Raw genomic sequence first — 25193 nt, 5'->3', positions numbered from 1 at the left:
ACGCTTTTCCCTAACACTAGAGAAGATCAGGATACTTACTTCTATACTGGCGTTGTGATGGCATCACTGTGGTTCGGATTGATTGCCTCCAGCGCCTTGGTCATAGGTGCACTCATCGGCGTGCGTTTCGAGCTGCCGAAGCGGCTTCTGGCCATTCTGCTGTCCTTCGCGGCCGGCTCGCTCATCACTGCTTTGGCGTTCGAACTGTTCGAGGACGCCTATGAACAGGGCGGAATCGTGCGCGCGGCCGTGGGATTGCTCGCGGGAGCCATAGTTTTCACGGCCCTGAGCGCATTGCTGGATCGCTGGGCGCAACCCGGGAGCACATCGAAATCCAAACCGGCAGACGAAGTGCAGGGCAGCCCAAAGCTGGACACCGACGCCGCCGCTTCGGACAAAGCAGCCACGTCGGCTTCCACCCGCGGCGCCGCAGGCATGGCGTTGCTGGCCGCAGTGACTTTGGACGGCGTGCCGGAAAACGTCGCCTTGGGCATCTCCTTGGAGGAAGGGTCCGGCGGCTTGGCACTACTGGCGGCAATCTTCGTTTCCAACCTTCCCGAAGCCCTGGTGGGCGCGTCGTCCATGCGGAGCCAAGGCCGCAAGGGCGGATCGATCATGCTGCTTTGGAGCGTCTGCGCGGTGCTGCTGGTTGCCGCTGTGATTCTCGGCGCCGGGCCCCTGTCCTCAGCCAATCCGGAAACCATCTCCCTGCCCCTCGCCTTCGCAGCGGGCGCCGTGATCGCATCGCTGGCGGACACCTTGATGCCCGAGGCCTACGAACACGGCGGTCCGGCAGTCGCACTGAGCACGGCAGCCGGCTTTGTTCTCTCATTCACACTTTCGCTCGCCTGAGCGGCTGGGAGCCGAACGCAAGAAAGCGCACGACGGCGGAGGGTCGCCGTCGTGCGCTTTCTTCTGTAAGTTGCGGGGGCTTCTGTAAATTGCGGGGGCTATACCTCGGGGCGCCGCTCGACCACCGTGTGAGGGTCGCCGCGACGCTCCACCACGCTACGGCGCGTCCTGTTGGACATGGCGATTGAAATGATCAGGCCGATAACGCCGACCACCATCAGGATGTAGCCCACCAGGACCTGGTCCAGGAAGGGGATGAGTCCGGGGGCGAGCGCGAAAGCCAGGATAGCTCCGATAGCGATCAGGGCGATGGAAGAACCGATTCTCATAGCGTGCTCCTCATGTCTGTTCGGCGGATGGGCAGGGACTCCGGCCGAATCTGTATCATCAGCATACTTATGACCTGCGACTCCCACCAGACATTGACGCGCCGCTTAAATCAGTGGCCGTAGCGTTCAGCCACTCTGGCGATGGCGTCCTCGGGGGTCGGTGCGGGACCGAACACCTCCTCTTGGCGGGTAATGTCCGCGACGTACTTTCCGGTCTCGAACCAGGCCACCATGCTTGCCATATCGCTCACCAAAGGAAGGACCTTCGAGGTCACCTTGCCGAGTGCGGCGATCGCTCCAGACGGTACCGACACGACCTTGATCGGCTTGCCGGCCCGCCGCCCCGCCACTTCCGCCGCTTCATGAATGCTCAAAGGCCGGGTCCAACCAATGTCGATGCGCTCTCCGTCGATAATGTCGGCGTCAACCGCCTCCGCAAGGTAAGCGGCGACATCGCTGGCAAGGACGAACGTGAGCCGGGCGTCCTTTGAACCGAGCCATACGAAGCGACCCCTGGCGAAGGGATCACCGCCCATACCCACCGCCTGGTCAAAGAAGGCGCCCGGGCGGAGGGCCACAAAGGGAACCCCAAGCTCCTCGAACTTGTCCTCGGCCAGCTTCTTGTTCCAGAAATGGGGAATCTGTGGAGTTTGGTCGCTGGCGACAATGCTGATCAGGACGAATCGAGGCACCCCGGCATGTTTGGCTGCGACGGCGAGGTTGCTGTTGCCAAAGGTGTCTATGGCCTTGGCGTTCTTGTCATTCCGCGTATATCCGGCCGCAGTGGATATAGCCGCGGAAACGCCGGTCATGGCAGCAATCAACGAGGCGGCGTCCAACATATCTCCACGGGCGATCTCAACGCCTTTAGCCTCAAGCTTTGCGGCGTTGGACTTGGCCCTCACCAAAGCGCGGACCCTCTTGCCGCGCTTGAGGAGCTCGTCCACTACCTGGCCACCCAGGAATCCCGTGGCACCAATAACAAGGACAGGCAGGTCTTCGGGCACTTTCTCTCCTCAAGGGTATGTTCCTAGGGTCAGTGGTAGCACGCGACGGGAGCCGCGTACCAGGGCATGTTTCGCCCTCACGACAAAAGTGCACTAAGAGTGCAGTATGATGCACTTATGGATGAAAGCACCACCACCCTGTCCTTGGCCATAGGCTCCCGGGTGAAGCAAGAGCGCCAAACCCGCGGCTGGACGCTCGACCAGTTGGCCGAGTCCGCCGGCGTGAGCCGCCGGATGATCATCAACGTCGAGCAGGGAGCCGCGAACCCCAGCGTCGGGACACTACTGCGCATTAGTGACGCCTTGGGCGTTGGGCTACCCGCGTTGGTTGAGTCCCCGCGTCCGAAGCCGATCAACGTTACCCGCAGCGGCGACGGCGCAACCCTATGGACCAGCGAGCAGGGCGGGCGCGGAGTCTTGGTGGCCGGCACCGAATCTCCGGATGTCGTGGAACTGTGGGATTGGACCTTGGGCCCGGGAGACCAGCACGGCAGTGAAGCCCACGCCTCCGGAACCAAGGAACTCCTGCAGGTTCTCCACGGAACGCTGACCGTCGACGTCGACGGTCAGGTGACCACCCTTGAGGTGGGCGATTCCATGACCTTCCCGGGCGACGTTGCCCACTCCTATGCCAACCCCGGCACGGAACCTGCCCGGTTCTCCCTGGCAGTTTTTGAACCCGGCGTAGGTTCGGGGCACAGCTCGTGAGCTCCTCCAAGGGCCGCCCCATTCCGCCGTGGGGACTCGCAGTCGCGGCCATGCTCTCGGTACAACTGAGCTCTGCGTTGTCCGTGGACCTCATCGCTGAAGTCGGACCCGCCGGAACGGCGTGGCTGCGACTCAGTCTTGGGGCGATCATCTTCCTGGCCATTGCCCGCCCGCCGATTCGCTCGGTCCGCCGGCCCGACATCCTGCCCCTCCTGGGCCTCGGCGTCGCCACAGGCCTCATGACCATCATGTTCCTCGCCGCGATTGAGCGCATACCACTGGGCACTACGGTGGCCATCGAGTTCCTTGGACCGCTGACCGTTGCGGCCGTCCGCAGCCATAATCGGCGGGCGCTGGCATGGCCGGCGTTGGCGCTGGCCGGAGTCGTCCTGCTGACGGAGCCCTGGCATGGTCAGGTTGACGTGCTGGGAGTCATGTTCGCAGCCATTGCGGCGGCCGGCTGGGGGGCCTACATCCTGCTGACGCAAGTAGTCGGTGATCGCTTCACGGGGCTCGGCGCCCTCTCGCTAACAGTTCCAGTCGCCGCCGTGACGGCCGCCGTCGTTGGAATTCCGCAGGCTGTCGGGCACCTCAACTGGGGCATTCTGGCAGGCGCCTTGGGCGTAGCCATCCTGATGCCGGTACTCCCTTTCATCCTGGAAATGAAGGCCTTGCGACGGATGACGTCCACTGCTTTCGGCACGCTAATGTCCTTGGAGCCGGCCTTTGGCGTGCTCCTTGGGCTGCTGGTGCTCCATCAACAACCGTCCATCATCCAGTTCCTTGGCATCACGTTGGTGGTAGTTGCGGGCGCCGCGGCACAGCGTGGCGGGGACAGGCACCCACCGCCGCTGGCCGAGCCCACCACCACGGGACCCCGGCCGGTATCGACGCCCGCGAACCGCCCCGGCAAGGGGGCCTGACGCACGACGGCGACCTGCCGCCGTCGTGCGTTTCCCGGGTTTGGTGCGGCGCGCGTCGGTGACGCCACTTAGATGGTGATGACCACCTTCCCGCGGGCCTTGCCGGCATCGAAGTAGCGCATGGCCTCGGGGACCTGTGCCAGCGGATACGCGTGGTCGATAACCGGAGTGATGGTTCCTGACTCCAGCAGGCCGGCAAGGTACTGCAGATCCGCAGCGCTCTGGGTGCCCACGATCATGGTGAGCCGCTGCCGGATAAAGGGGGACAAGGCTACTGCGCGGAATTGTCGATCCAGGCTGCCCGTCCATGAGCCGCCCTCCTCACCGCCGGTGATCACGGCCGTACCGGCAGGGGTAAGTGACCGACGAAGACGGGAAACGGAAGGGTTGCCGGCGATGTCAATGATGACGTCGTAGCGCTCAGTGCCGTCAGCGAAGTCCTGGGCGGTGTAGTCGATCACGTGGCCGGCACCGAGAGCGCGAACCAGGTCCATCTTGGCGGTGCTGGCCACACCAGTGACCTCAGCGCCGGCCGCCGCGGCCAACTGCACCGCATAGCTTCCCACGCCACCCGAGGCGCCGGTGATCAGGACCTTAAGACCCTTTGTCGCCCGGCCATGGCTGGGATCGATCCCGCCTGCACGCACGGCGATCAGCGCCGTGCACGCGGACACCGGCACTGCCGCGGCCTGCTCGAAGCTGATAATCGCGGGCTTATGGGCGAGCTGGTTTTCACGGGCTGCAGAGTACTCGGCGAAAGTCCCCTTTCCGCTACCGAAGACCTGATCTCCGACAGCGAAGCGGGTCACTTTTGCGCCCACCGCTTGCACAGTGCCGGCGAGGTCCAGCCCGGGCACGGGGTTCTTCGGGGCCCGGAAGCCGTAAACCAGGCGCAGCGCATACGGAAGGCCGGTGGTGACGTGCCAAGTGCCGCGATCGAGTCCGGCAGCCTGCACCCTTACCAACACTTCATTCTCTGCTATGACCGGGCGCGGGACGCGCGCCTCGTGAAGGACATCGGCGGAACCGTAGCCCTCCTGCACAATGGCCCGCATGGTTGGACCCGGCATGGCTTGATCCTTGTGATGACGCGATTCCTTGGCTTGCTGACCAGTGGTCATGGCCGGACCTTTCAGGATTTGAGGGTTGTCTGGAGTTTTTCGTACGCTGTACCAACGAGGCTACCGTACACTGTACTAAACCGCTAGAGCCCAGTTTTTGAAATGAGGAAGAAGAACCCGTGACCACCGCAGAATCCCAGCGCCTCCCCCTCAGCCGGGAACGAGTGCTTAAGTGCGCCGTTGGGCTCGCGGACGAGTCCGGGATTTCGGCCCTCACCATCCGCACACTTGCCCAAAGCATGGGAACCAAGCCCATGTCGCTGTACTACTACGTGGCCAACAAGGACGAGATCCTGGACGGCATCGTGGACATGGTCTTCAGCGAAATCGAGTTGCCGGCCTCCGAGGGCGACTGGCGCGTAGAGATGCAGCGACGCGCACGCGGGGTTCGAGCAGCACTCAAACGACACCCTTGGGCAGTCGGGCTCCTGGAGAGTCGATCCGCACCCGGGCCGGCGACGCTGCGACACCACGAGGCCACCCTTGCCACGTTGAGGACGGCGGGCTTCTCCGTGCAACTGACCGCCCACGCCTACGCCCTCCTGGACAGCTACATCTACGGTTTCGCCGTCCAAGAGGCCGCACTGCCGTTCGAGGGCCGCGACACCGCAGCCGAGATCACCAACCCCATCATGGAGCGCTTCTCCACAGGTGAGTATCCGCGCATGGTGGAGATCGCCGTCGAACATGTCCTCAAACCCGGCTACGACTTTGGCGACGAATTCGAGTTCGGCCTGGACCTCATCCTTGACGGCCTCAGCCGTTTGGCTGCCGACGCGGACTAGGATCTGATCCATGGCCAGGATTGAGGACTATGCGATCATCGGGGACCTGAACACGGCTGCCCTGGTGGGGCGCAGTGGTTCCATCGACTGGATGTGCCTGCCGCGCTTCGATTCGCCTGCCTGCTTCGCGTCGCTGCTGCACACCCCCGACGCCGGCCGCTGGCTCCTGGCGCCGGCCGGCACTCCTGACGGAGGCGACTGCACGCGACGCCGGTACCGCGAAGACACCCTCATCCTGGAAACCGAATGGGACGTTGACGGTGGCTCTGTCCGAGTCACCGACTTCATGCCGGTCCGCGACGACGCAGTAGATCTGGTCCGCATCGTGGAAGGCATCTCCGGTGAGGTGGCCATGGAGATGGAACTGGTACTGCGTTTCGACTACGGTCGCGTGGTTCCCTGGGTCCGGCACGGCAACCACGGCATCAGCGCTGTAGCGGGCCCCGACTCCGCGTATCTCACCACTCCTGCTCCACTCGAAGGGCGGGATAAGCGCACGGTCAGCGAATTCACCGTCCGCGCCGGCGAGCGCGTCCCTTTCGTGCTGCGGTGGGCGCCAAGCCACGAACGTGAGCCGCGACGGATTGACCCCTTCCGGGCGGTTTCCGCAACGGAGAAGTTCTGGTTGGACTGGATCGGGCGCAGCGAAATGGCGGGGAAGTACAAGGAGCCCGTTGAACGCTCCCTGATCACCCTGAAGGCCCTGACATATGCACCAACCGGTGGCATCGTGGCCGCCGCAACCACGTCCCTGCCCGAGCAGATCGGCGGCCCGCGCAACTGGGATTACCGGTACTGCTGGCTGCGTGACGCCACGCTTACCCTGCAGTCGCTACTCGCCGCAGGCTACACGGAGGAGGCCGCCGCGTGGCGTGATTGGCTGCTGCGTGCTATCGCAGGCGACCCGTCAGAACTTCAGATTGTGTACGGGCTCGACGGCGCCAGGAGACTGCCGGAGGCGGACATCCCTTGGCTCTCCGGTTATGAAGGATCACTGCCCGTCCGCACTGGAAACGCCGCGGCCCCCCAGCTCCAACTGGACGTGTGGGGCGAGGTATTGGATGGACTTTCGCTAACCCGGGCAGCTTCCTCGGATGGCACGGTAGACAATTCATGGGACATCCAGGTCGCACTGATGGAGTATTTGGAGGGAGCCTGGAACCAGCCCGACAACGGACTGTGGGAAATGCGCGGACCGAGGCAGCACTTCACGCATTCCAAAGTCATGGCCTGGGTGGCTGCAGACCGTATGGTCAAAGCCGTCCGAACCTCCGGATTACCCGGTCCGGCCGACAGATGGGCGGCCCTCCGCAGCGAGATCCACACGGATGTCATGACCAAGGGATTCAATGAGGAACTCAACACCTTCGTCCAGTCCTACGGCAGCAAGGAACTGGACGCGAGCCTGCTCCTGATCCCCCGCGTCGGCTTCCTCCCGCACCGGCATCCCCGCGTCGCAGGGACCGTGGACGCCATCCAAAAAGGGCTTACCGACGACGGCCTGGTCCTGCGTTACCGGACCCAGTCCGGCCACGACGGCCTGCCCGGTGACGAAGGGGTGTTCCTGGCATGTTCGTTCTGGCTGGTGGATGCGCTGCTGGGCATAGGGCGCTCAGGAGAGGCCACGGATCTCTTTGAGCGGCTGCTAACCCTGCGCAACGATGTGGGCTTGTTGAGCGAGGAGTGGGATCCCCGGACCCAGCGCCACCTTGGCAACACTCCCCAGGCGTTCAGCCACTTCCCGCTGATTCACAGTGCCCTGCAGCTACACCAGGGCGAAGCCCATAGCAGTGACACCCCGCTCCACAAACCCAAGCATCCGGGGCAGCCCAGCGGCTCTACCTTTCGGAATGATCCTCGCCTTCGGTAGCAGACGTTTCGCCCTTGTGGCTCGCTTCCTCCAAATGAAGGTCCAGCTTGCGCTCGGCCTCACGCCTACGCTGACCGACGGTCCGCATCTGCTGCGTTGTGGGGTCTCCCCGGTCTTCTGACGCTGCACCCATGGGCGCGGCGGGCTGCACGTTCTCTTGTTCGCCCATACACACATCGTCCCATCGCCAGCGCTTTCGCGATAGCAAGAGTCGCGTTGCGGGGCCCGTTCTGCGCCTCCTCTCGGGTTCTTAGGGCGCAGAGCGGGCCTCACAACAAGGGTTTAGCGCCGGGTTTCGCCAGTACCCGTTCCCTCGCTTTCGATTCGTTCCTTTCGGACTTCTTCATCAACCTGGACCTCGTCAGTAACGGTGTCCTTTTCAAGGCGCACGCGCTCCACGGGTACGGTTTCCTTCTCCACCACTGGCCGCTCCTCGTGGAGCGTGACCTCGTGTTCGCTCTCCGTCAGATCCGGCCCGGACATCGCATTGCCTGCGTTCGCGTCCGTAATGGGCTCACGCTCCAGGCGGACTTCCTCGCGCTGAACGGGGACGGTGGTGGTGACATTCTCGGTGGTGATGTACTTGCGCAGACGGGCACGGCCGGCGGCCTGCTTCTCCGTGCCTACATTCAGGCGCTCTTCCGAACGGGTCATGGCGCCGTCGTCACGGCTCCTGTCGGCGTCCCGGCTCCTGTCAGCATCACGGTTTGTGTCGGCATCACGGGTGTAGCCGGCGTCCGTGCCGACTCCGTCCCGGGTGCCCAAAGTGCCCGTGGTGGTGCCGACGTAGTCGGCGTCCCGGCCCTCGAGCCCGTAGTGGTTGTAAAGGCGACTCTCCTCGCCCGGATCCAGGTGTCCGTCCTCGGCGACCCGGGGCGCGTCCTTAATGTGATCCTTGCTGAAGGGGACCACTACGTCGTCACCTTCCACGGTTGCGTCCCGGAGCGGAATGAACGATTCCGAACTACCGAAAAGACCGGTCTTGACGGTAACCCATGTGGGTTCCCCGGTGTCATCGTCGGTGTAGAACGTGCCGATAGAGCCCACCTTGTCACCTTCAGTGGTGCGGACGTTTCCGTTGAGCCCCATCAAACGGTCAATGTTTTCCCTCGCGAGCATGATGTCTCCTTGGAATGCGGTTCTCTTACTGTGGCTTGCCAAGCGGGCTGCATCACCAGGCATGGTTTCCGGACGCCGGAACGGGGAAAAATTCAACCCGCCGACTTTTAAGGAACAGCAATACCATAAGCATGCTTACTGTTTGCTTGGCAAGCCCCCTGCGGCGCGTCGCTCCGCATCGATTTCGGCCAATTTCAAGAAAACGCTTTCTCACCCGATGGACATGGGCTACATTTGTCTTCAGTGGTTTTCGGGATGCTCTCCCTATAATCGGGATCAAGGAAATCGCATCCAAATATTCACGGCTACTCGCTCTAGCCAGCACTCACTTGGAGACAAGATTGACTGAGAACAGCGTTGTTCAGAATGCCGGCCGGCCAGGTACCGGCGCCCCATCCGAGGTGAAGAACGTCCGCCGCGCCGCATGGGCAGGACTGATCGGAACTGCCTTGGAGCAGTACGACTTCGTGATCTACGGAACCGCCACCGCGCTCATCTTCAACAAGATCTTCTTCCCCGCCGTCGATCCAGCGATCGGCTTCCTCGCAGCGTTCGGAGCCTACGCGGTTGGCTTCGGCGCCAGGCCTTTGGGTGGGCTCTTCTTCTCCAAGTACGGCGACAAGTTGGGCCGCAAATGGGTGCTCGTCGCCACCCTGTTCCTTATGGGCATAGCCACCTTTGTCATTGGCCTCCTTCCCACCTACGAGCAAGTGGGGCTCTGGGCTCCGGCGCTCCTGGTGGTCTGCCGCTTCTTCCAGGGCTTCGGCGCCGGAGCTGAGCAGGCAGGCGGTGTCATCCTGATTGCCGAGACCGCACCCAAGGGAACGCGCGGCAAGTACGCCTCCTTGGTGTTCGTGGGGGCCGCGGCCGGAACCGCGCTCGGCGCAGTCGCCTGGATCCTGGTCCAGCTGATGCCCAGCGAAGCCCTGGAATCCTACGGATGGCGGCTGGTCTTCTTCTCCTCCATCTTTGTAACAATCGCTGCCTACGTGATCCGGCGCAAGCTCAAGGAATCCCCTGTCTTCCAAGAGCTCAAAGAAGAGGGCGCCATCAGCAAGCAAGACACTCCGGTGGCGGACGTGGTCAAGAACGGCCGCAAAAATCTTTTCCGCGTGTTCTTCATGAACGTCGGCGCCAACGCCCACTCATATCTTTTCCAAGTATTCCTGGGCACCTACCTCATCACCCAGCTCCGGATCGATCCCACGTTCATTCCCAAGGTGTTGCTGGCTGGTGCGTTGTTCGGCTGCATTTCCGCATACGTCTTCGGCAACCTCTCGGATAAGTTCGGCCGCCGCCCCATGTATCTGCTGGTCACCACTTTCCTGTTCATCTTTCCCATTCCGGCATTCCTGCTGCTCAACACCGGCAACCTGTTCCTCATCTCCTTGGTGATCGTCCTGGGCTTCATCTTCGCCGCACAAGGTGCCGTGGGAGTCCAGTCCGCATACTTCCCCGAGCTCTTCGGGACGCGCTACCGCTTCGCCGGTGTGGCCTTGGGCCGCGAGTTCTCCTCCGTGTTCGGCGGCGGCATTGCTCCGCTGATCTGTTCGGCACTAGTTGCGGCCTTCAGCGGATCCTGGATCCCGGTTGCCATCTACATGATGGCCATCATGGGCATCAGCCTGTTCACCACCATCAAATCCCCGGAGACGGTCGACCGCGACCTTCTCCTTGAAGAGGACGCCAAGTAATGCCTGGACCTACCACAAGAATCGTCATCACCGATTGCGATCACGAGACGATCGACATCGAACGGACTGTCGCCCGAGCCGCCGGCGTCGAACTGGTGTTGGCCCAGTGCCACACCGAAGACGAGGTGATCGCTGCCGCCACTGGGGCAGATGCGATCGTTGTGCAGTACGCGCCTATCACCGCCCGGGTTTTGGACGCGTTACCGGGATTGAAAGCGATTGGCCGTTACGGCGTCGGCGTTGACACGCTCGACGTCGAAGCCGCCACCGCGCGCGGCGTCGCCGTCTGCAACGTCCCCGACTACGGCACCGAAGACGTCAGCGACCATGCGATTGCCTTAGCGGTCAGCCTGGCCCGTGGGATCACGCAGCTGGATCGGGGCCTACGCCGCGGGGACTATTCGCTGGGCCCGGTGCAACCGTTGCACCGGATCAGCGGGCGGGTGTTCGGGGTGGTGGGTCTGGGTTTGATCGGTGCAGCTACCGGGCGGAAGGCCAAAGGACTGGGCTATCAGGTCATTGGTTCGGATCCGCTGCTGACCCCCGGGTCTGTGACCGAGGACGGGGTCACCGTGGTCAGCTTCGAGGATCTTATTGCCCGTGCAGACGTCATTTCCCTGCACGTGCCGCTCAACCAGTACACACATCACCTGATCAACCGGGACGTGCTTGCCAAGGTGAAACCTGGGGCTGTGTTGGTCAATACGTGCCGTGGTGGAGTGGTGGATACGGATGCGGTGGCGACGGCCCTCAAGGACAGGCGCTTGCACGCTGCCGGCCTGGACGTCTTCGAAGTGGAGCCCCTGCCCCGGACCAGCCCGTTGCTGGAACTGGACAATGCGGTCCTCACACCGCATGCGGCCTGGTACAGCGAGGAGTCTTATGCGGAGCTCAAGCGGCGGGCGGTGGAGAACGTGGTGGAAGTCTGTGCCGGCCGCACACCGCGCAACATCCTTAACGGTGAAGTGCTGTTGGGCAGCGTGGCCTCATGAGCGTCGAAACTGTACTCAAGACGATGGGCGCGGCCGTCTGGACGGGCCCTCACACCATCGAGTACCGCGAGGTCCCGCTCCCCGAGGTGCCGGAGGGCTGGGCTCTTGTACGCTCTGAGCTCACCGGGATATGTGGTACGGACTTCTCCATCCTCCGCGGCAGCCACCCCCGCGCCGAAGCACCCGTAGTGATGGGCCATGAAATCACCGGCATCGTGGAAACCGCAGCCCCGGGCGGACCGGCAGCAGGCACCCGCGTCATCGTGGAACCGCTGATTCACTGCGGCGAATGCCACCCGTGCAGGCAGGGGAACACGCATGTGTGTCGCAGCCTCAAGCTTTACGGGATCGACGTCGCAGGATCCTTGGCGCAATACGTTGCCCTGCCGTCGGACACCTTGATTCCCATCAATTCTGCCGTTCCGCTTCAGGAAGCGGCGTTGGCCGAGCCACTGGCTGTCGCCGTGCATGCTGTTTCCCGCTCGAGGCTGCGTGGCGGCGAGCGGGTGGTGGTCTTCGGTGCCGGCCCTATCGGCATCCTCACCGCTCTTGTTGCACGTCATGAAGGTGCCGGGAGTGTGCTGATTTCCGAGCCCTCCGAGGAACGCCGCAAGGTGGCCGAGGACCTGGGCTTCGACACCGTTGCTTCCGGCAGCGATCCGATCGAGGCTGTCCTGGAGGCAACTGGCGGTGACGGCGCGGACATCGTGTTTGATTCCGCCGCCCACCCCTCCGTCGCGGCAGTCCTGCCGAAGGCTGTCCGCGTCCTGGGCACCATTGTCCTGGTCGGTGTGTACAAGAAACCCGTGGAGGTGGATTTGCAGGCCCTCACTTTCGCCGAAAACACGGTGGTGGGCGTTCGCGTCTACACGCGGGCCGACGTCGACCGCGCCGTCAGGCTGATCGAGAGCGGCCACCTTGGGCTGGGACGCATCCCGGTGGAGGTCTTCCCGCTCGAAGAAACCCCGGCGGCGTTCAGCAAGGCCATGACCGCTGGAGCGGTCCTCAAAGTATTCGTGGGCCCGGCTACAGCAGCGGGCCTTGGCAAGGAAGAAGCATGACTGACATTGCACCGGCGCTGCGTGCGCCCTTTGACCTGACAGGCTCGACGGCGGCCATCACCGGAGCTTCCAGGGGTATCGGCCTGGGCATTGCCCTGGGCTTGATCCGGGCGGGCGCGAACGTGGTTGCGCTGCAACGGGGACCGCTCGCCCCGGAACTGGCCAGTGCCGCCGCAGAGGCAGGCGTTACTGCCGAGGCCGTGGCAATCGACGTGTCGAGCCAGGATTCGGTGGCGCAGGCGATCGAAACCACGTTGGCAAAGCAGAGGATCGATATCCTGGTGAACAACGCCGGCACGCAGATCCGCCATGACTCCGTAGAGTTCCCGCTGGAGGACTTTGACGCAGTCATGAACATCAACACCCGGGCAGTCTTCCAGCTCTGCCAGGGCTTCGGTAAAGCCATGGTTGGCCGCGGGCAGGGCAAAATCATCAACTTGGCATCCCTCCTGACCTTCCAAGGCGGATTGCGGGTTCCGGCATACGCAGCTTCCAAGGGGGCGGTGGCCCAACTAACCAAGGCCCTGTGCAATGAGTGGGCCCCGCAAGGCGTCAACGTGAACGCCGTCGCCCCGGGCTACATCGCCACGGACATGAACCAGGCATTACTGGCCGACTCCGTGCGGAATGAGCAGATATCCAAGCGGATTCCCGCCGCCCGCTGGGGTTCCGGCGACGACTTGGCCGGTGCCGTGGTGTTCCTGGCCTCCCCCGCCGCGGACTACGTCCACGGAGTGGTTCTCCCGGTCGACGGCGGGTGGCTGGCCCGATGAGCGACCTTCAAAGACCAGCCCCTTCCGCGATCCTGAAGACCAACCCCGTGGTGGCGGTAATGCGGGCGCAACACGCCCGCGAGTACGCCCCGGTGATTGAGGCGCTGGTACGCGGCGGCGTCCGATCCATTGAGCTGACCCTCAGCACGCAAGGAGTCTTCGAGGAATTGCCGCTGCTCAAGGAGCAATTCGGAACCGATGCCGAAATCGGCGTCGGCACCATCACCACCGCGGGTCAAGCGACGCAAGCCCTCGATGGCGGGGCGGACTATCTGGTCACACCGGCGATGATTACCGCTGTGGTGAGCGCCGCCGTCGAGCGTGGCATCCCGGTGTTCCCGGGCGGCCTGACGCCCACCGAACTGCTGGCGGGCTGGGAAGCCGGCGCCACAGCGGTAAAGCTTTTTCCGGCCTCGGCCGTGGGTGCCGGGTACATCGGCCAGCTCAGGGGGCCGTTCCCGGACATGCGGATTGTTCCGTCCGGTGGCATCGGGATCGACGACGCTCCGGCGTGGATCGCAGCCGGTGCCCTGGCCGTTAGCCTCGGCGGGCCGCTGCTGCGTGATGCTTTCTCCGGGGGAAGCCTGACCGAACTGACCGCGCGGGCAGAAAAGCTCAGCAGACTTGTGGCTGATGCCGTGGACGCGAAGGGGTCCAAGTGAGCTCTGCATATACGGACGTGGTGACCATGGGCGAAACCATGGCGCTGATGAAAGCCGAGACGCCCGGACCATTGGCGCACGCTTCTTCGCTCGGATTGGGAATGGGTGGGGCTGAAACCAACTTCGCCATCGCCTTGCAGCGTCTGGGTACCAGTGTGACGTGGCTCGGACGCGTCGGGCAGGACAGCCTCGGCGACCTCGTGCTCCGCGAAGTGGCCGCCGAAGGCATCATCACGCTGGGGATCCGCGACGCCGGCGCACCCACCGGTCTGATGATCAAGGAACGCCGCACCCTGGAGCACCTCAAGGTCTGGTACTACCGCTCGGCCAGCGCTGGTTCACGCTTAGCTCCGGAAGACGTCCCCGTAGACGCCATCCGGAACGCGAAGCTCCTGCACCTGACGGGAATCACTCCCGCCCTTTCCGAATCGGCCTTCGAAGCCGCGTTGCATGCAGTGTCCGTGGCACGGGAAGCCGGGGTGACGGTCTCGTTCGACCTTAATTACCGCGCTGCACTGTGGACAGAGGACGAGGCCGGGCCTGTCTTCCGCAAGTTCATAGGACTGGCGGACATTGTTTTTGCCAGTGACGACGAAGCCGCCATCGCAGTAGGTGCAGGGGCGGACTCCCTCGAGTTCGCACACAAGATCACCGCTCTGGGTCCGAAGCAAGTGGTCATCAAGAACGGCCCGTTGGGTTGCGTGGGTGTCATCGATGGCGGGGAGTATCGCCAGGAGGCTGTGCGCATCAATGCTGTGGATACCGTCGGTGCAGGTGACGCCTTCGTGGCCGGATACATCTCCGACCTCCTCGCCGGAGCCTCCGTAGAAGACCGGCTGCGCACCGCAGTCCGAACAGGTGCATTTGCCTGCCTGGTGCCCGGCGACTGGGAAGGCATGCCGCGGCGCAACGAGTTGGGCCTGCTGGATGCTTCGGAGCCCGTGGCCCGTTAGTGGGCTAGATCCAGGCCCTTTCAAATCCCGGCGGAAGGCAACTGGTGAGTTCCGGCTGGAACTTCTGAAGCAGGGCGACGAGGGATTGGATGCGCTCGGGAGTCATGTGGACACTGGGGGCCGAGACTGACACGGCGGCAGCCATGGCTCCGCTCAAATCAGGTATCCCGATGGCCAGGCACGTGATCCCGAGCTCGTTCTCCTGGTCGTCCATCGCATAGCCGTTTTGCTTGGCCTGATGCAGTGCGGCCAGGAAGTCCTCGGCCGTCCTGATAGAGAGCGGCGTTGGCGTAATGGTGTGGTTGAAGGCGTTTATCGCCTCGGCGTCGTCCTTCTCTGCCAGCAGCACTTTGCCCAGCGCCGTAGTCTGAGCCCTCCGGCGGACGCCCGGATAGGAGGTCATCTCGAAACCACGGTGGCCACGGGCCTTGGCCAGATAGACCACTTCATCCCCAGAGAGTATTCCCAAGTGGGTCGCATCCAGGGTGATGCGGGCGATTTCAGACAGGATCTGCTGCACGGCCCCTGGCAGGTCGATGCTGGCTTGGGCTTGGGTGCCCAACTCCAACAACTTCACGCCCAGATGGTAGCTTCGGTCCTCGGACTGGCTCAGGTACTTGGCCCCCACCAGGGAAGTCAACATTCTGTGGGTGGCCGATCGGCTGAGTCCTGCGGCTTTGGTGATGTCCTCAAGCCGATGGTTGCCGGCCGCTACGTGGTCAATCAGGCTGAGTCCGCGTTCAAGCGTCCGGGCTCCGGCGGTAGTCGCTTCCATGCCGCCGATTCTCCCACGAAACAGATACACCTCCCTATATATGGGAAGCCTTGGTGGGCGGCTGCTAGCGCGACGGCGCCCATCACGGGGGAAACGCACGACGGCGAGCTGCCGCCGTCGTGCGTTTGTAGCCTTTCCGCGGCGTTAGGCCGCACCCGGCTTCTTGAGGAACACCGCCACGGCCACGGCAGCCGCGAGGCACAGTGCCGCGTTCACCCCGATAGCCATCGTGACACCGCCCAGCACCGCCGGCCTGTCACTCGCGCCGACGGCAAGCAGCTGAGCGGTGAATACCGCGCTCATCACCGGGATGCCCATAGTGATGCCGATCTGCTGGCTCATGGTGGCCAGTCCCGTGGCCATTCCCTGGTCGGCATCGGGGACTCCGGAGGTCGCGGTGACCATGAAGCCCACAATGACCACGAGGTTCGCGACGCCCCCAATGAACGTCGCCACCAGCAACAGCCATATGGACGCTGGGTCTGTGCCGAGCCGGACCAGAGTCACCGTAGCGATCGCCTGCGCCACGAACCCATACACAATGGCGTTCTTGCTGCCGATCCTCGCGATTACTTTGGGTCCCAGCATGCCGCCGAGGACCGTGCCCAGGCCCAGGATGGCGAAGGAAAGACCGGCGCCGAGGGGCGTGTAACCGAGGACCTGCTGCAGGTACAGGGTCAGCAGGAACACCAGCGAGGTCTCGGTAGCGAACGCCAAAACCCCGGCGACGTTGCCCCAGGCCACGTTTGAACGCTTGAGGATGCCGAGGGGCACCAGCGGGTGCGGCGCGCGGCTTTCCACCCTGGCAAAGACGGCAAAGAGGACGACGGCGGCCGCAAGCGCACCGAGCGTCAGGGGGTGGGTCCAAGAGTGTTCGGCGGCGTGGGTGAGACCGAAGACCAACGCGAGCAGGCCCGCGGTGACGGTGATGGCGCCGGGAACGTCGAGCCGGAGCTTGGACGTTGCTTTACTTTCAGCGAGGACAACGGGGGCGACGAGGAGAACGGCTACCGCAACGGGGACATTGATGAAGAACGCCCACCGCCAGCTCAGGAGGTCGGTCAGCAAGCCACCGAGGATTGCCCCCGTGGTGAACCCTGCAGCCATTAGGGAACCGTTGAGCCCGAGTGCTTTGGCCCTGAGAGGCCCTTCCGGAAACGAAACCAGCAACAGCGACAGGGCCGCCGGCACCACCATGGCCGTGGCGATGCCTTGGCCCACCCTTGCCAGCAGCAGCACGGCCGGTTCGGTGGCCAGGCCACCCGCCATTGACGCTGCACCGAGCAGCGCCATGCCTATCAGGAACATCTTCCGGCGCCCGGCCAGGTCCGCCACGCGCCCGAACAGAAGCGTAAGGCCGGCGGCGCACAGCGCGAACGCCGTTGCGACCCATTGGAGGTTCTCCAGCGAGAAGCCTACATCTGAGCCGATGGCAGGCAGAGCGACGTTGAGGATGGAGAAATCGACGGCCAACGTGAAACTGGCTGTTAAGAGGACGATGAGTGCCAGCCGCTGCCTGCCGGTCATGCCTTTTGCTGACTCGACCTGGGGATGACTGACTTTATTGGTTGTTGGCATGCGTTCAGCGTGGCCGCTTTCACGAGCAGTAGCCACACCCCACTGTGGGTACCACTGGCAGTGACAGGACAACCCCAGCCATTAGCTGAACAATGGGTGCATGGGTACATACAGTGAACTTGGGGAGTTCCTTCGCGTGCGTCGGGCAGCCTTGCAGCCCGAGGACGTCGGCGTTCTGAATTACGGCATCCGCCGCGTCCCTGGCCTGCGGCGGGAGGAACTGGCCATGCTGGCCGGGGTCAGCACCACGTATTACACCAGGCTGGAGCAGGGCCTCAGCACGAATGCTTCAGAAGCCGTCATCGGCGCGATCGCCCGTGCCCTGAACCTGGGCGAGGACGAACGGGCGCACCTCTTCAACCTGGCCCGGCCCGGAAAGGCGAAGCGGCGCTTGCCGGTGAAGCCGGACAAAGTGCGGCCCGGGACACTGCGGTTGATCCAGTCCATGTCCGGTACTCCGGCGGTGGTGTTGGGGCGTCGGAGTGAAGTGCTGGCGTGGAATGCCCTGGGGCACCGGCTGGTTGCCGGCCACTTGGACTTCGCAGCGCCGGAGGTCCCTCCCACCCGTCCCAACATGACCCGGCTGTTGTTCCTCGACGATCACACGCGGGAGCTGTACGCGCGCTGGCCGGAGGAGGCCAGCCGGGCCGTCGCGTCGTTGCGCCTCGTGGCAGGAAAATCCGCCGATGACCAGGAACTGGCGTCCTTGGTCGGTGAGCTGACATTGAAGAGCCAGGAATTTGCGAAGCTCTGGGCCAAGCACCCGGTGGAGAACTGCATGTCCGGCGTCAAGTACGTGCAACACCCGGAAGTGGGTTATCTGGAGTTGAACTTCGAGGTACTCACGCCGCCGGACGAGTCCGGCCACCGGGTCCTCCTCTACGCCGCAGACCCGGGAACTCCAGCAGCGGCGGCCCTGCAGCTTCTCCAGGGTTCAGGCGACATAGAGGCAGCCCCACGAGGATTGGCAGAAATCGAGTCCTGAGGCCGGGACATACCCATCAGCTTGGGGGCGGGAATTTAGTAAGTATCCTTGCTTTCTTGCCGAGGGTGGGTTTTGCTTGATTAACCAAAGTTCAGGCACCCAGGCTAGGAGCTGACATGGTAGTTGGAAATGGCGAGGGATCAAGCACTCCCAAAGGCCGCAGGAACGACGTCGTCAGAGCGGAAAAGGAACGCTTTGGCGGCATCAAATGGGGCTCGGCCTTCTTTGGCTGGCTCACGGCCATCGGGATGACCGTACTGCTCAGCGCCCTAGCTACCGCGATCGGAGTAGGCGTAGGCGCGGCGAATTCTTCCACCGCAGAGCAAGCGGCGGACCAGGCCCAGCAGAACGCAGAAAGTCTGGGCATAGTTAGCGGCATCGTGCTGGCAATCGTCTTATTCTTGGCGTATTACTGCGGAGGATACGTCGCCGGACGCATGGCCCGTTTTGATGGAGCGAAGCAAGGGCTCGCCGTGTGGCTATGGGGCATCATCATCGCCATCATTGCGGCGATCCTCGCGGCGGTGGCAGGGAGCCAGTTCAACATTCTCGGCAATCTCAACGGCCCACCACAGATCCCCGTTGACGGAAGCCTGATGACCGCCAGCGGCATCATTGGCCTCGTCATTGCCCTGATCGTCCCCCTCATCGGCGCCATCGTCGGTGGCAAGGCCGGAATGCGCTTCCACCGAAAGGTCGACCAAGCGGGCATCGACCACCAAAGCGGCTTCGCCGGTTAGGCCTCACACAAAGACAATGCCCGCTAAACGCGACAAGCGGGACGAGACTGAAGGCCGCCTTTGGTCAAGGGCGTTTGAAACCGGGCTTGGAGCTTCGTTCTTCAGTGGACTCGAGCTCCTGGAACAGTGTGATCTGAAGTCCGGCGGGGGCTTCGAGCCGGGAGTTCAGCGACTTCCATGGGGTTTCCCTGGGTTCTGCAATCAGGGTGCCCCCGGCTTCGACCAATTCCCTGGTGGTCGCGGCGGAATCCTCCACTTCGAAGGCAATCCGGATCTTGGCGCTGGGCTGGCCATCGGCCTCAACCTGGTCGATGAGCCGGACTTGGGCGGGGTTGGAAATCTCCAGGGTGGCTCGGCCGGCGTCCAGGATGGTGACGCGGGCGTCCCCATCCCCTTCGTAAGCAGCCTGCTCCGGCAGGCCCAAGGCGTCACGGAAAAACGCCAACGCGGCGTCGTAGTCCTCAGCCTCCACGACGAGCCGCAACTGCCGGACCGGTGATTTGGGGCTTGGTTCATTAGTCATGTTTGTACGGTAGATCCTGCAGCCCGGATTCGCTCAACAAATTGAGCATCGGACCGGGTTTTCCACATAGCACCGATGAGGGCTGATGGCTGTCGAGTCATCGTGACAGGGTTGATTTATGGAAGGCATCGGGCAGATCTTGGCACGGCGGGCAGGCTCGCCCGGTGCCGGTGAGGTGCCCCGGCGCGTCCCTCCCATGTCATTGGATACGCCTTCCCGCCTTGCGGCGCTAAAGAGCACGACGGCGGCAGGCACCGTCGCGGATGACTCCCGGAGCACTGGGCTACTTCTTGGATTTGAGTCGGTGTCCAAGTCTGGGGAATCGGCGCCTGTTGGGCTGCCCGAGTCTGTGTCTACACCACAGGCATCCGCACCCGAACAGGTGCCCGGGTCTGCGTCTACACCACAGGCATCCACACCCCAACAGGCGCCCGAGTCGATGCCCGCGGCATGGTCCCCGCCCGGCGAATCCGCACCCGAACAGGCGCCCGCGGCATGGTCCAAGCCAAGGGAAACCGCACCAGATTCGTTGCTGGCGGTGTCCCTTTCGTCTGGTGCGCCTGCACTGGAAGTAGCGCTCCTTGAGGGTGTCGCTGCAGCGGACGCGTTGCGATCAATAGCGGTCGATGAGGCGCGGCTGTTCGGGTTTGTTGAGGCCGCTGCTTTTGCCGGCAGGATCGAGGAGATCTCCAGGTCGTTGGAGTTCTTGCAGGTTGTCGCGGCGCAGGCGGTGGACCGGACCCGGAAGGAAGCACAGCAAGCCCAACCGAGGTCGACGGTGGCAGCGCCGGAGTGGCGGACGGGTTGGACTGAGCCAGCCACGGGTACGACGGTTAAGGGAGCGGCCAGCGTCCTGGATGACGGGTACCGGAACGCGGCGGAGTTCCTCCGGGCACGGTTGCGGATCGGCATCGGTGAAGCCCGGCGACGGCTCGCCCTCGCGGCCGAGGTGCTGCCCCAGGCGGGAATGACCGGGCAGGAGATCCCGGCCCGGCGCGAATTACTGGCCAAGGCGGTCGGATCCGCGCTGGTGCCTGCCCGCTCGGCGACGATCATCAGCACCGCCCTGGACAATGTCCGGCAACTCACCGATGAGGACACCATCACGGACATGGAACGGGCACTGACCACCACCGCGATGGAAACAGACCCCGACTTCGTCACCAAAATGGCCAAACGCTGGACCGACAGAATCGACCAGGACGGCCCCGAACCGTCCGAAGAAGTTCTCCGCCAACTCCAAGGCGCGTTCCTCCGGCGCCGACGCCGTCACGGACTCCACCACCTCGAAATCTTCGCCACCGCCGAACAATACGAAACCCTGGCCACCGTCATGAACGCCGCCACCAACCCCAGACTCCGCGACAGCCACGACGAGCCCGACACCGCACACGGAAGCGCGCACAGTTCGGATACGCACGGACCAACAACACAGGCATCAGCGGTGCAGGGAGCCACAGTTTGTGGCTCTACCCCCACCGGCCCTGCCATTGAGGACACCCCCACCGGACCGGTCCTGGACCGCCGCAGCCGGGCACAGAAACTCCTCGACGGCTTGGTCGGTGCCTGCAGCGTCGCGATGAGCACCGGGAAACTGCCCTCCAACGGCGGTCTCCGACCCCAACTCACCGTCACCATCGACCACCGCGACCTCTTCAACCAACTCAACGACCACCAACGGCTCAGCACCGGGACAGCGACGTTCACCGGCCCCATCCACCCGAACACCATCCGCAAAATCGCCTGCGACGCCGACATCATCCCCGTCCTGCTCGGCAGCGAATCCCGCGTCCTGGACATCGGCCGCACCACCCGGATCTTCCCACCCCACATCCGCAAAGCCATCACCGCCCGCGACCAAGGCTGCGCCTTCCCCGACTGCACCATGCCCGCACCCTGGTGCGAAACCCACCACACCACCTACTGGTCCCACGGCGGCACCACATCAACCAACAACGGCACCCTGCTCTGCAGCCACCACCACCACCTCATCCACAAAGAAAACTGGCGCATCGACATGACAACCGGCGTCCCCTGGTTCATCCCCCCACCCCACATCGACCCCAACCAAACACCCCGACGCAACCACCACCACACACCCCACAGAACATAAACGTGGAACGGGTGCGGGCCGAGGGCGGGACTGCCTGAATAACGGTGTGTGTCGGTGGGCAGGTACGCGAGAGATGTTGCCTTCGGCCAGAGCTACCGCGAAGCCGGCCAGCCTGTGTATGACTCCGCCAGATACGCCTTGGCGTGCTCGGATGTGACAACGGAATGCAGTTCACCAAGTTGGCGGGCGCGGTGGAAGTCGTCGGCACCTGGCACGGTATGGAGCATGGACGTCATCCAGTACGAGAAGTGCTGGGCCTTCCACACGCGGTCCAGGGCGCGATCGCTGTAGGAGTCCAGGAGCGCCGTCGAGCCTTTGGAGTAGAAGGAATCCAGGCCTTCGAACAGCACCTTGACGTCGTGGATAGCCAGGTTGAGGCCCTTGGCGCCGGTGGGTGGGACCGTGTGCGCGGCGTCGCCGGCGAGGAAGAGGTTGCCGTGGCGCATGGGGGTGTGGACGAAGCTGCGGAACGGCAAGACCATCTTTTCCAGGACGGGTCCTTCCTTGAGCTCAAACCCGTTGCCGTTGACGCGCTTGCGGAACTCCGTCCAGATGCGTTCGTCGTCCCAATCGGCCACGTTTTCCTTGGGGTCGCACTGGAAGTACATGCGTTGAACTGTTTCGGTGCGCTGGCTGATCAGGGCGAAGCCGCTCTCGGAGTTAGCGTAGATAAGTTCGTCAGCGCTGCGCGGAGCCTCGGCGAGGATTCCGAACCATGCGAACGGGTACTCGTGGAAATACCATTTACGGTTGGCCTCGGGGATCTGGAAGCGGCAGTGGCTGCGCGACCCGTCGGCACCCACCAGGAAGTCGGCCTGGATTTCGAACTCCTGGCCGTCGGCGTCGGTGAACCAGACTTTCGGTTTGCCTTCCAAGTCGTGCACGGTGGTCTCCGTGACGCTGTAGCGAACGTCGCCGCCGTCGGCTTCCCGCTTCGCGGCGAGGTCCATGAAGACATCGGTCTGCGGGTACAGCCACACGGATTCGCCCACGAGTTCTTTGAAGTTGATCCGGTGGCTCTCGCCATTGAAACGCAGTTCGATGCCGTCGTGCCGGTCGCCTTCGCGCAGAACCCGGTCCGAGACGCCGGAATCAACCAGCAGGTTCACGGTGCCATGCTCAAGGATTCCGGCGCGGACCGTCTCCTGGATTTCCTTGCGGCTGCGGATCTCCACCACTACGGACTCGATCCCCTGCTTTGCCAGCAAGTGGGAGAGCATGAGGCCGGCGGGGCCCGCGCCCATGATGGCGACCTGGGTGGTGATGGGTGTACGTGCCATGGTTTTCCTCGCTTCGTTGCGGATCCCGGTTTGCTCGAAAGCGGGATGAATCTCGAATCAGTGTGACCCGATGCGAGTGATTGGCGTTACAGCAATTCCGATGAACGGAAGCTGGCCTAGTCCGCCAGTTGGCGCCCGATCCCCCGTGCTGCTGTTTGGAGCGCGGGCACCAGAGCCTGCAGCCGCATCTCCGCAAGTGGTACCACCACTCCGAGCGCCGCCACGGTTCGACGCTTGCCGTTCATTACCGGCACCGCAATACCCCATGTGTCCGGATCCACCACGCCAGCGAGTTGCGCGTACCCCTGTTGGGCCGCTTCGGCCAGGAAATGACGCACGACGTCGGCAGTCACCTTTCCGGACGAATCAACGAACTGCTCGAGGTACTCCGCCTGCAGCTCACGCGGCTGGTGTGACATCAGGGCCAGCCCTGCAGACGAAATGTGGACGGGCATGCGCCCGGCTATCTGCGCCCTATTGGCCACCGATCCCCGTCGGGAAAGCCGCTCGACAAAGAGCGCTTCCCACCCGTCGAGCACGGCCAGGTTCACGTTCTGGTTGAGGACCTGCTGGATGTCCTCCATGAAGGGCATGGCCGCCTGCCGGAGAGCCAGCGTGGGCGAATTTCGATTGACGAGCTCCCACAAACGCAATCCCAAGCGAACAGTCCCTCCGGCCCCAAGATCCAGCAGTCCATGCTCGCAAAGTTGCCGGACCAGCCGATGGGCTGATGACAACGGGAGGCCGGCACGGTCGGCCAGTTCGCTCAGCTGCAGTGACGTCACCCCTTCAGGAAAGGCCTCGATCACCCGCACCACGCGGTCCACCACAGAATCTCCGGATGCCGAGTTGGCCACGGTGCGCTCCCTTGCTTTCTGGCCACTTAGTGCCGCAGCGCCGAAGGCGCCTTCCATTCAATGGTAGAACGTGCGCCAGGCAACAGCATGCGGTGATACAACTCTCATAGCCGACCGACCGTTCTGTGGCCGGAACCCCTACAAAGAAGTACTGAGGACGCTATGCCAACGATGTCATCTGCCCGCCGCTCCCAATGGCCTGTTTGGCTCTGTTGGCTGGCCATGGTCCTGGACGGGTTCGACCTCGTGGTCCTTGGCACGGTCATTCCGACACTCATCAAGACCGGCGAGCTTGGCTTCGACGCCGTCGGAGCCACTTTCGCGGCCACTATTTCGTTGGTGGGCGTGGGCCTTGGCGCGCTCTTTATTGCGCCGCTCTCGGACCAGTTCGGACGCCGGAAACTGCTGATCGCCTGCGTGGCGGGCTTCTCGCTGTTCACCCTTGGAGTCGCCTTCGCCCCGAACGTCGCCGTCTTCTCCCTGCTTCGTATGCTGGCCGGGCTCGGATTGGGCGCCTGCCTCCCTGCCGCTTTGGCGTACATCAACGACTACGCCCCAGCCGGATCCGCTGGCAAATCCACCACCCGGACCATGACCGGCTATCACGTTGGCGCTGTAGCAACGGCACTACTGGCCATTTTCATCGTTCCGAACTGGCGACTCATGTTCATCATCGGCGGCGTCGCCGGGCTGGTGCTCCTGCCCTTCCTATGGGTCAAGCTGCCGGAAGTGCTCCCTGAAGCAGTTCCTGCCAAGACTGCCCCGGCCACGGCTGGGGAACGAAAGCCGAACGAGTCCAAGACGGACGAACCCACCAAGGTGACAACCGTCGTCGAGCATTCAACCGGCACCAAGCCAAAGACCGGCTTCCGCGACCTCCTTCAGAAGCCGTACCCCATGGTTGCCGTGGGCATTGGCATCGCCTCGTTCATGGGGCTGCTGCTGGTCTACGGCCTGAACACGTGGCTGCCGCAATTGATGGCCGCTGCCGGCTACCCCGTGAGCACAGGCCTGACGCTACTACTGGTCCTGAATCTCGGTGCCGTCGCCGGACTGTTCATTGCCGGAGTCCTGGCCGACAAGCATGGGACCAAGAAGATTGTGCTGATGTGGTTCGGATTGTCGGCAGTGTTCCTGGCTGTTCTGAGCGTCAAGATCCAGAACGAGTTCCTGCTCAACGCTGCCGTATTCGTCACTGGCGTCTTCGTTTTCAGCTCGCAAGTTCTGGTCTATGCCTGGGTCAGCCAGCTGTTCCCGCCCCGGCTCCGCGGAACCGCGCTGGGCTTTGCGGCAGGGGTGGGCAGGCTGGGCGCGATCGTTGGGCCAGCGGTCACGGGGACCTTGGTGGCGGCGAACATCGCCTACCCTGCCGGCTTCTACGTCTTCGCTGCCGCCGGCCTGCTGGCCGTCGCCGCACTGTTCCTGGTGCCGCACGAGGTCAAGACCCCCGACACCAGCGTGCCGGTTGAGCGCTAAACCCTAACTGCGCTAAA

The 25193-nt window shown here is 63.5% G+C and carries 25 protein-coding genes; 15 read left to right on the top strand and 10 right to left on the bottom strand.

The features are described from left to right. Window positions 1-54 precede the first annotated feature (54 nt). Entirely contained in the window at window positions 55-852 is a 798-nt protein-coding gene (locus tag AC0J5Z_RS03195; RefSeq protein WP_475037398.1) for a ZIP family metal transporter, read from the top strand. Window positions 853-950: 98 nt separating this feature from the next. Here the strand turns inward: AC0J5Z_RS03195 and AC0J5Z_RS03190 are convergent, their stop codons facing one another. Both AC0J5Z_RS03190 and AC0J5Z_RS03185 read right to left on the bottom strand, forming a co-directional pair. Then, a complete protein-coding gene (locus AC0J5Z_RS03190; RefSeq protein ID WP_475037397.1) occupies window positions 951-1181 on the bottom strand; it encodes a DUF6458 family protein in 231 nt (76 codons plus the stop codon). A 110-nt stretch (window positions 1182-1291) separates the two neighbouring features. After that, on the bottom strand, window positions 1292-2188 hold the full coding sequence (locus AC0J5Z_RS03185) for an SDR family oxidoreductase (RefSeq protein ID WP_475037396.1): 897 nt from the start codon (window positions 2186-2188) through the stop codon (window positions 1292-1294). A gap of 117 nt (window positions 2189-2305) precedes the next feature. On the opposite strand from AC0J5Z_RS03185, the gene AC0J5Z_RS03180 reads away from it, so the two are divergent. Further along, window positions 2306-2896, top strand: a complete 591-nt coding sequence (locus AC0J5Z_RS03180) for a helix-turn-helix domain-containing protein (protein ID WP_475037395.1) — start codon at window positions 2306-2308, stop codon at window positions 2894-2896. A gap of 50 nt (window positions 2897-2946) precedes the next feature. Then, window positions 2947-3819: an EamA family transporter gene (locus tag AC0J5Z_RS03175; protein WP_475039513.1), complete on the top strand. Its 873-nt coding sequence runs from the start codon at window positions 2947-2949 to the stop codon at window positions 3817-3819. Between the two features lie 68 nt (window positions 3820-3887). Here AC0J5Z_RS03175 and AC0J5Z_RS03170 read toward each other — a convergent pair whose 3' ends face one another. Beyond that, window positions 3888-4940: an NAD(P)-dependent alcohol dehydrogenase gene (locus tag AC0J5Z_RS03170; RefSeq protein WP_475037394.1), complete on the bottom strand. Its 1053-nt coding sequence runs from the start codon at window positions 4938-4940 to the stop codon at window positions 3888-3890. 119 nt (window positions 4941-5059) lie between these two features. On the opposite strand from AC0J5Z_RS03170, the gene AC0J5Z_RS03165 reads away from it, so the two are divergent. Beyond that, entirely contained in the window at window positions 5060-5725 is a 666-nt protein-coding gene (locus AC0J5Z_RS03165) for a TetR/AcrR family transcriptional regulator (RefSeq protein ID WP_475037393.1), read from the top strand. Window positions 5726-5735: 10 nt separating this feature from the next. After that, window positions 5736-7595 (top strand): glycoside hydrolase family 15 protein, encoded by a 1860-nt coding sequence (locus AC0J5Z_RS03160; RefSeq protein WP_475037391.1) that lies wholly within the window; start codon window positions 5736-5738, stop codon window positions 7593-7595. Here AC0J5Z_RS03160 and AC0J5Z_RS03155 read toward each other — a convergent pair. Further along, complete coding sequence (locus AC0J5Z_RS03155; RefSeq protein ID WP_475037389.1) at window positions 7564-7764, bottom strand: hypothetical protein; 201 nt, start codon at window positions 7762-7764, stop codon at window positions 7564-7566. The two genes, AC0J5Z_RS03160 and AC0J5Z_RS03155, sit on opposite strands and share 32 nt — an antisense overlap. A gap of 113 nt (window positions 7765-7877) precedes the next feature. After that, a complete protein-coding gene (locus tag AC0J5Z_RS03150) occupies window positions 7878-8714 on the bottom strand; it encodes a DUF2382 domain-containing protein (protein ID WP_475037388.1) in 837 nt (278 codons plus the stop codon). A 341-nt stretch (window positions 8715-9055) separates the two neighbouring features. On the opposite strand from AC0J5Z_RS03150, the gene AC0J5Z_RS03145 reads away from it, so the two are divergent. From AC0J5Z_RS03145 to AC0J5Z_RS03120, 6 genes are read left to right on the top strand one after another with little or no spacing between them, the layout of a single operon-like run. Next, window positions 9056-10408 (top strand): MFS transporter, encoded by a 1353-nt coding sequence (locus tag AC0J5Z_RS03145; RefSeq protein WP_475037387.1) that lies wholly within the window; start codon window positions 9056-9058, stop codon window positions 10406-10408. Beyond that, window positions 10408-11400 (top strand): C-terminal binding protein, encoded by a 993-nt coding sequence (locus AC0J5Z_RS03140; protein WP_475037385.1) that lies wholly within the window; start codon window positions 10408-10410, stop codon window positions 11398-11400. The genes AC0J5Z_RS03145 and AC0J5Z_RS03140 overlap by 1 nt, the downstream gene beginning before the upstream one ends. Then, a complete protein-coding gene (locus tag AC0J5Z_RS03135) occupies window positions 11397-12461 on the top strand; it encodes a zinc-dependent alcohol dehydrogenase (RefSeq protein WP_475037383.1) in 1065 nt (354 codons plus the stop codon). The genes AC0J5Z_RS03140 and AC0J5Z_RS03135 overlap by 4 nt, the downstream gene beginning before the upstream one ends. Further along, entirely contained in the window at window positions 12458-13234 is a 777-nt protein-coding gene (locus AC0J5Z_RS03130) for an SDR family oxidoreductase (protein ID WP_475037379.1), read from the top strand. Before AC0J5Z_RS03135 ends, AC0J5Z_RS03130 begins: the two co-directional genes overlap by 4 nt. Then, window positions 13231-13896 carry a bifunctional 4-hydroxy-2-oxoglutarate aldolase/2-dehydro-3-deoxy-phosphogluconate aldolase gene (locus AC0J5Z_RS03125; protein WP_475037377.1) on the top strand — a complete coding sequence of 222 codons (666 nt, stop codon included), beginning with the start codon at window positions 13231-13233 and terminating at the stop codon, window positions 13894-13896. Before AC0J5Z_RS03130 ends, AC0J5Z_RS03125 begins: the two co-directional genes overlap by 4 nt. Then, window positions 13893-14849 carry a sugar kinase gene (locus AC0J5Z_RS03120; protein ID WP_475037375.1) on the top strand — a complete coding sequence of 319 codons (957 nt, stop codon included), beginning with the start codon at window positions 13893-13895 and terminating at the stop codon, window positions 14847-14849. The genes AC0J5Z_RS03125 and AC0J5Z_RS03120 overlap by 4 nt, the downstream gene beginning before the upstream one ends. Window positions 14850-14853: 4 nt before the next feature. Here AC0J5Z_RS03120 and AC0J5Z_RS03115 read toward each other — a convergent pair whose 3' ends face one another. Together AC0J5Z_RS03115 and AC0J5Z_RS03110 are read right to left on the bottom strand one after the other, a co-directional pair. Continuing rightward, entirely contained in the window at window positions 14854-15624 is a 771-nt protein-coding gene (locus AC0J5Z_RS03115) for an IclR family transcriptional regulator (RefSeq protein ID WP_475037373.1), read from the bottom strand. Window positions 15625-15768: 144 nt separating this feature from the next. Beyond that, on the bottom strand, window positions 15769-17151 hold the full coding sequence (locus AC0J5Z_RS03110; RefSeq protein ID WP_475039511.1) for an MFS transporter: 1383 nt from the start codon (window positions 17149-17151) through the stop codon (window positions 15769-15771). 151 nt (window positions 17152-17302) lie between these two features. Between AC0J5Z_RS03110 and AC0J5Z_RS03105 the strand changes: the two genes are divergently transcribed. Further along, window positions 17303-18187, top strand: a complete 885-nt coding sequence (locus tag AC0J5Z_RS03105; protein ID WP_475037372.1) for a helix-turn-helix transcriptional regulator — start codon at window positions 17303-17305, stop codon at window positions 18185-18187. Window positions 18188-18303: 116 nt separating this feature from the next. Further along, entirely contained in the window at window positions 18304-18927 is a 624-nt protein-coding gene (locus tag AC0J5Z_RS03100) for a hypothetical protein (RefSeq protein ID WP_475037371.1), read from the top strand. A 64-nt stretch (window positions 18928-18991) separates the two neighbouring features. Here AC0J5Z_RS03100 and AC0J5Z_RS03095 read toward each other — a convergent pair whose 3' ends face one another. Next, on the bottom strand, window positions 18992-19450 hold the full coding sequence (locus tag AC0J5Z_RS03095) for a VOC family protein (RefSeq protein WP_475037369.1): 459 nt from the start codon (window positions 19448-19450) through the stop codon (window positions 18992-18994). Between the two features lie 439 nt (window positions 19451-19889). Here AC0J5Z_RS03095 and AC0J5Z_RS03090 point away from each other — a divergent pair, with 439 nt between their 5' ends. Continuing rightward, a complete protein-coding gene (locus AC0J5Z_RS03090; protein WP_475039509.1) occupies window positions 19890-21563 on the top strand; it encodes an HNH endonuclease signature motif containing protein in 1674 nt (557 codons plus the stop codon). Between the two features lie 92 nt (window positions 21564-21655). On the opposite strand, the gene AC0J5Z_RS03085 is transcribed toward AC0J5Z_RS03090, so the two are convergent. Together AC0J5Z_RS03085 and AC0J5Z_RS03080 are read right to left on the bottom strand one after the other, a co-directional pair. After that, complete coding sequence (locus tag AC0J5Z_RS03085; protein ID WP_475037368.1) at window positions 21656-22843, bottom strand: 4-hydroxybenzoate 3-monooxygenase; 1188 nt, start codon at window positions 22841-22843, stop codon at window positions 21656-21658. Window positions 22844-22959: 116 nt separating this feature from the next. Continuing rightward, the gene (locus tag AC0J5Z_RS03080; protein ID WP_475037366.1) at window positions 22960-23700 is read right to left on the bottom strand and encodes an IclR family transcriptional regulator; all 741 of its coding nucleotides are present in this window, start codon (window positions 23698-23700) and stop codon (window positions 22960-22962) included. 162 nt (window positions 23701-23862) lie between these two features. Between AC0J5Z_RS03080 and AC0J5Z_RS03075 the strand changes: the two genes are divergently transcribed. Beyond that, window positions 23863-25176: an MFS transporter gene (locus tag AC0J5Z_RS03075; RefSeq protein ID WP_475037364.1), complete on the top strand. Its 1314-nt coding sequence runs from the start codon at window positions 23863-23865 to the stop codon at window positions 25174-25176. The last annotated feature ends 17 nt before the right edge of the window (window positions 25177-25193 follow it).

It is taken from the genome of Paenarthrobacter sp. TRD_SC_7 (genome assembly GCF_056156245.1).
This window is presented reverse-complemented; position numbering and strand designations above follow the sequence as displayed.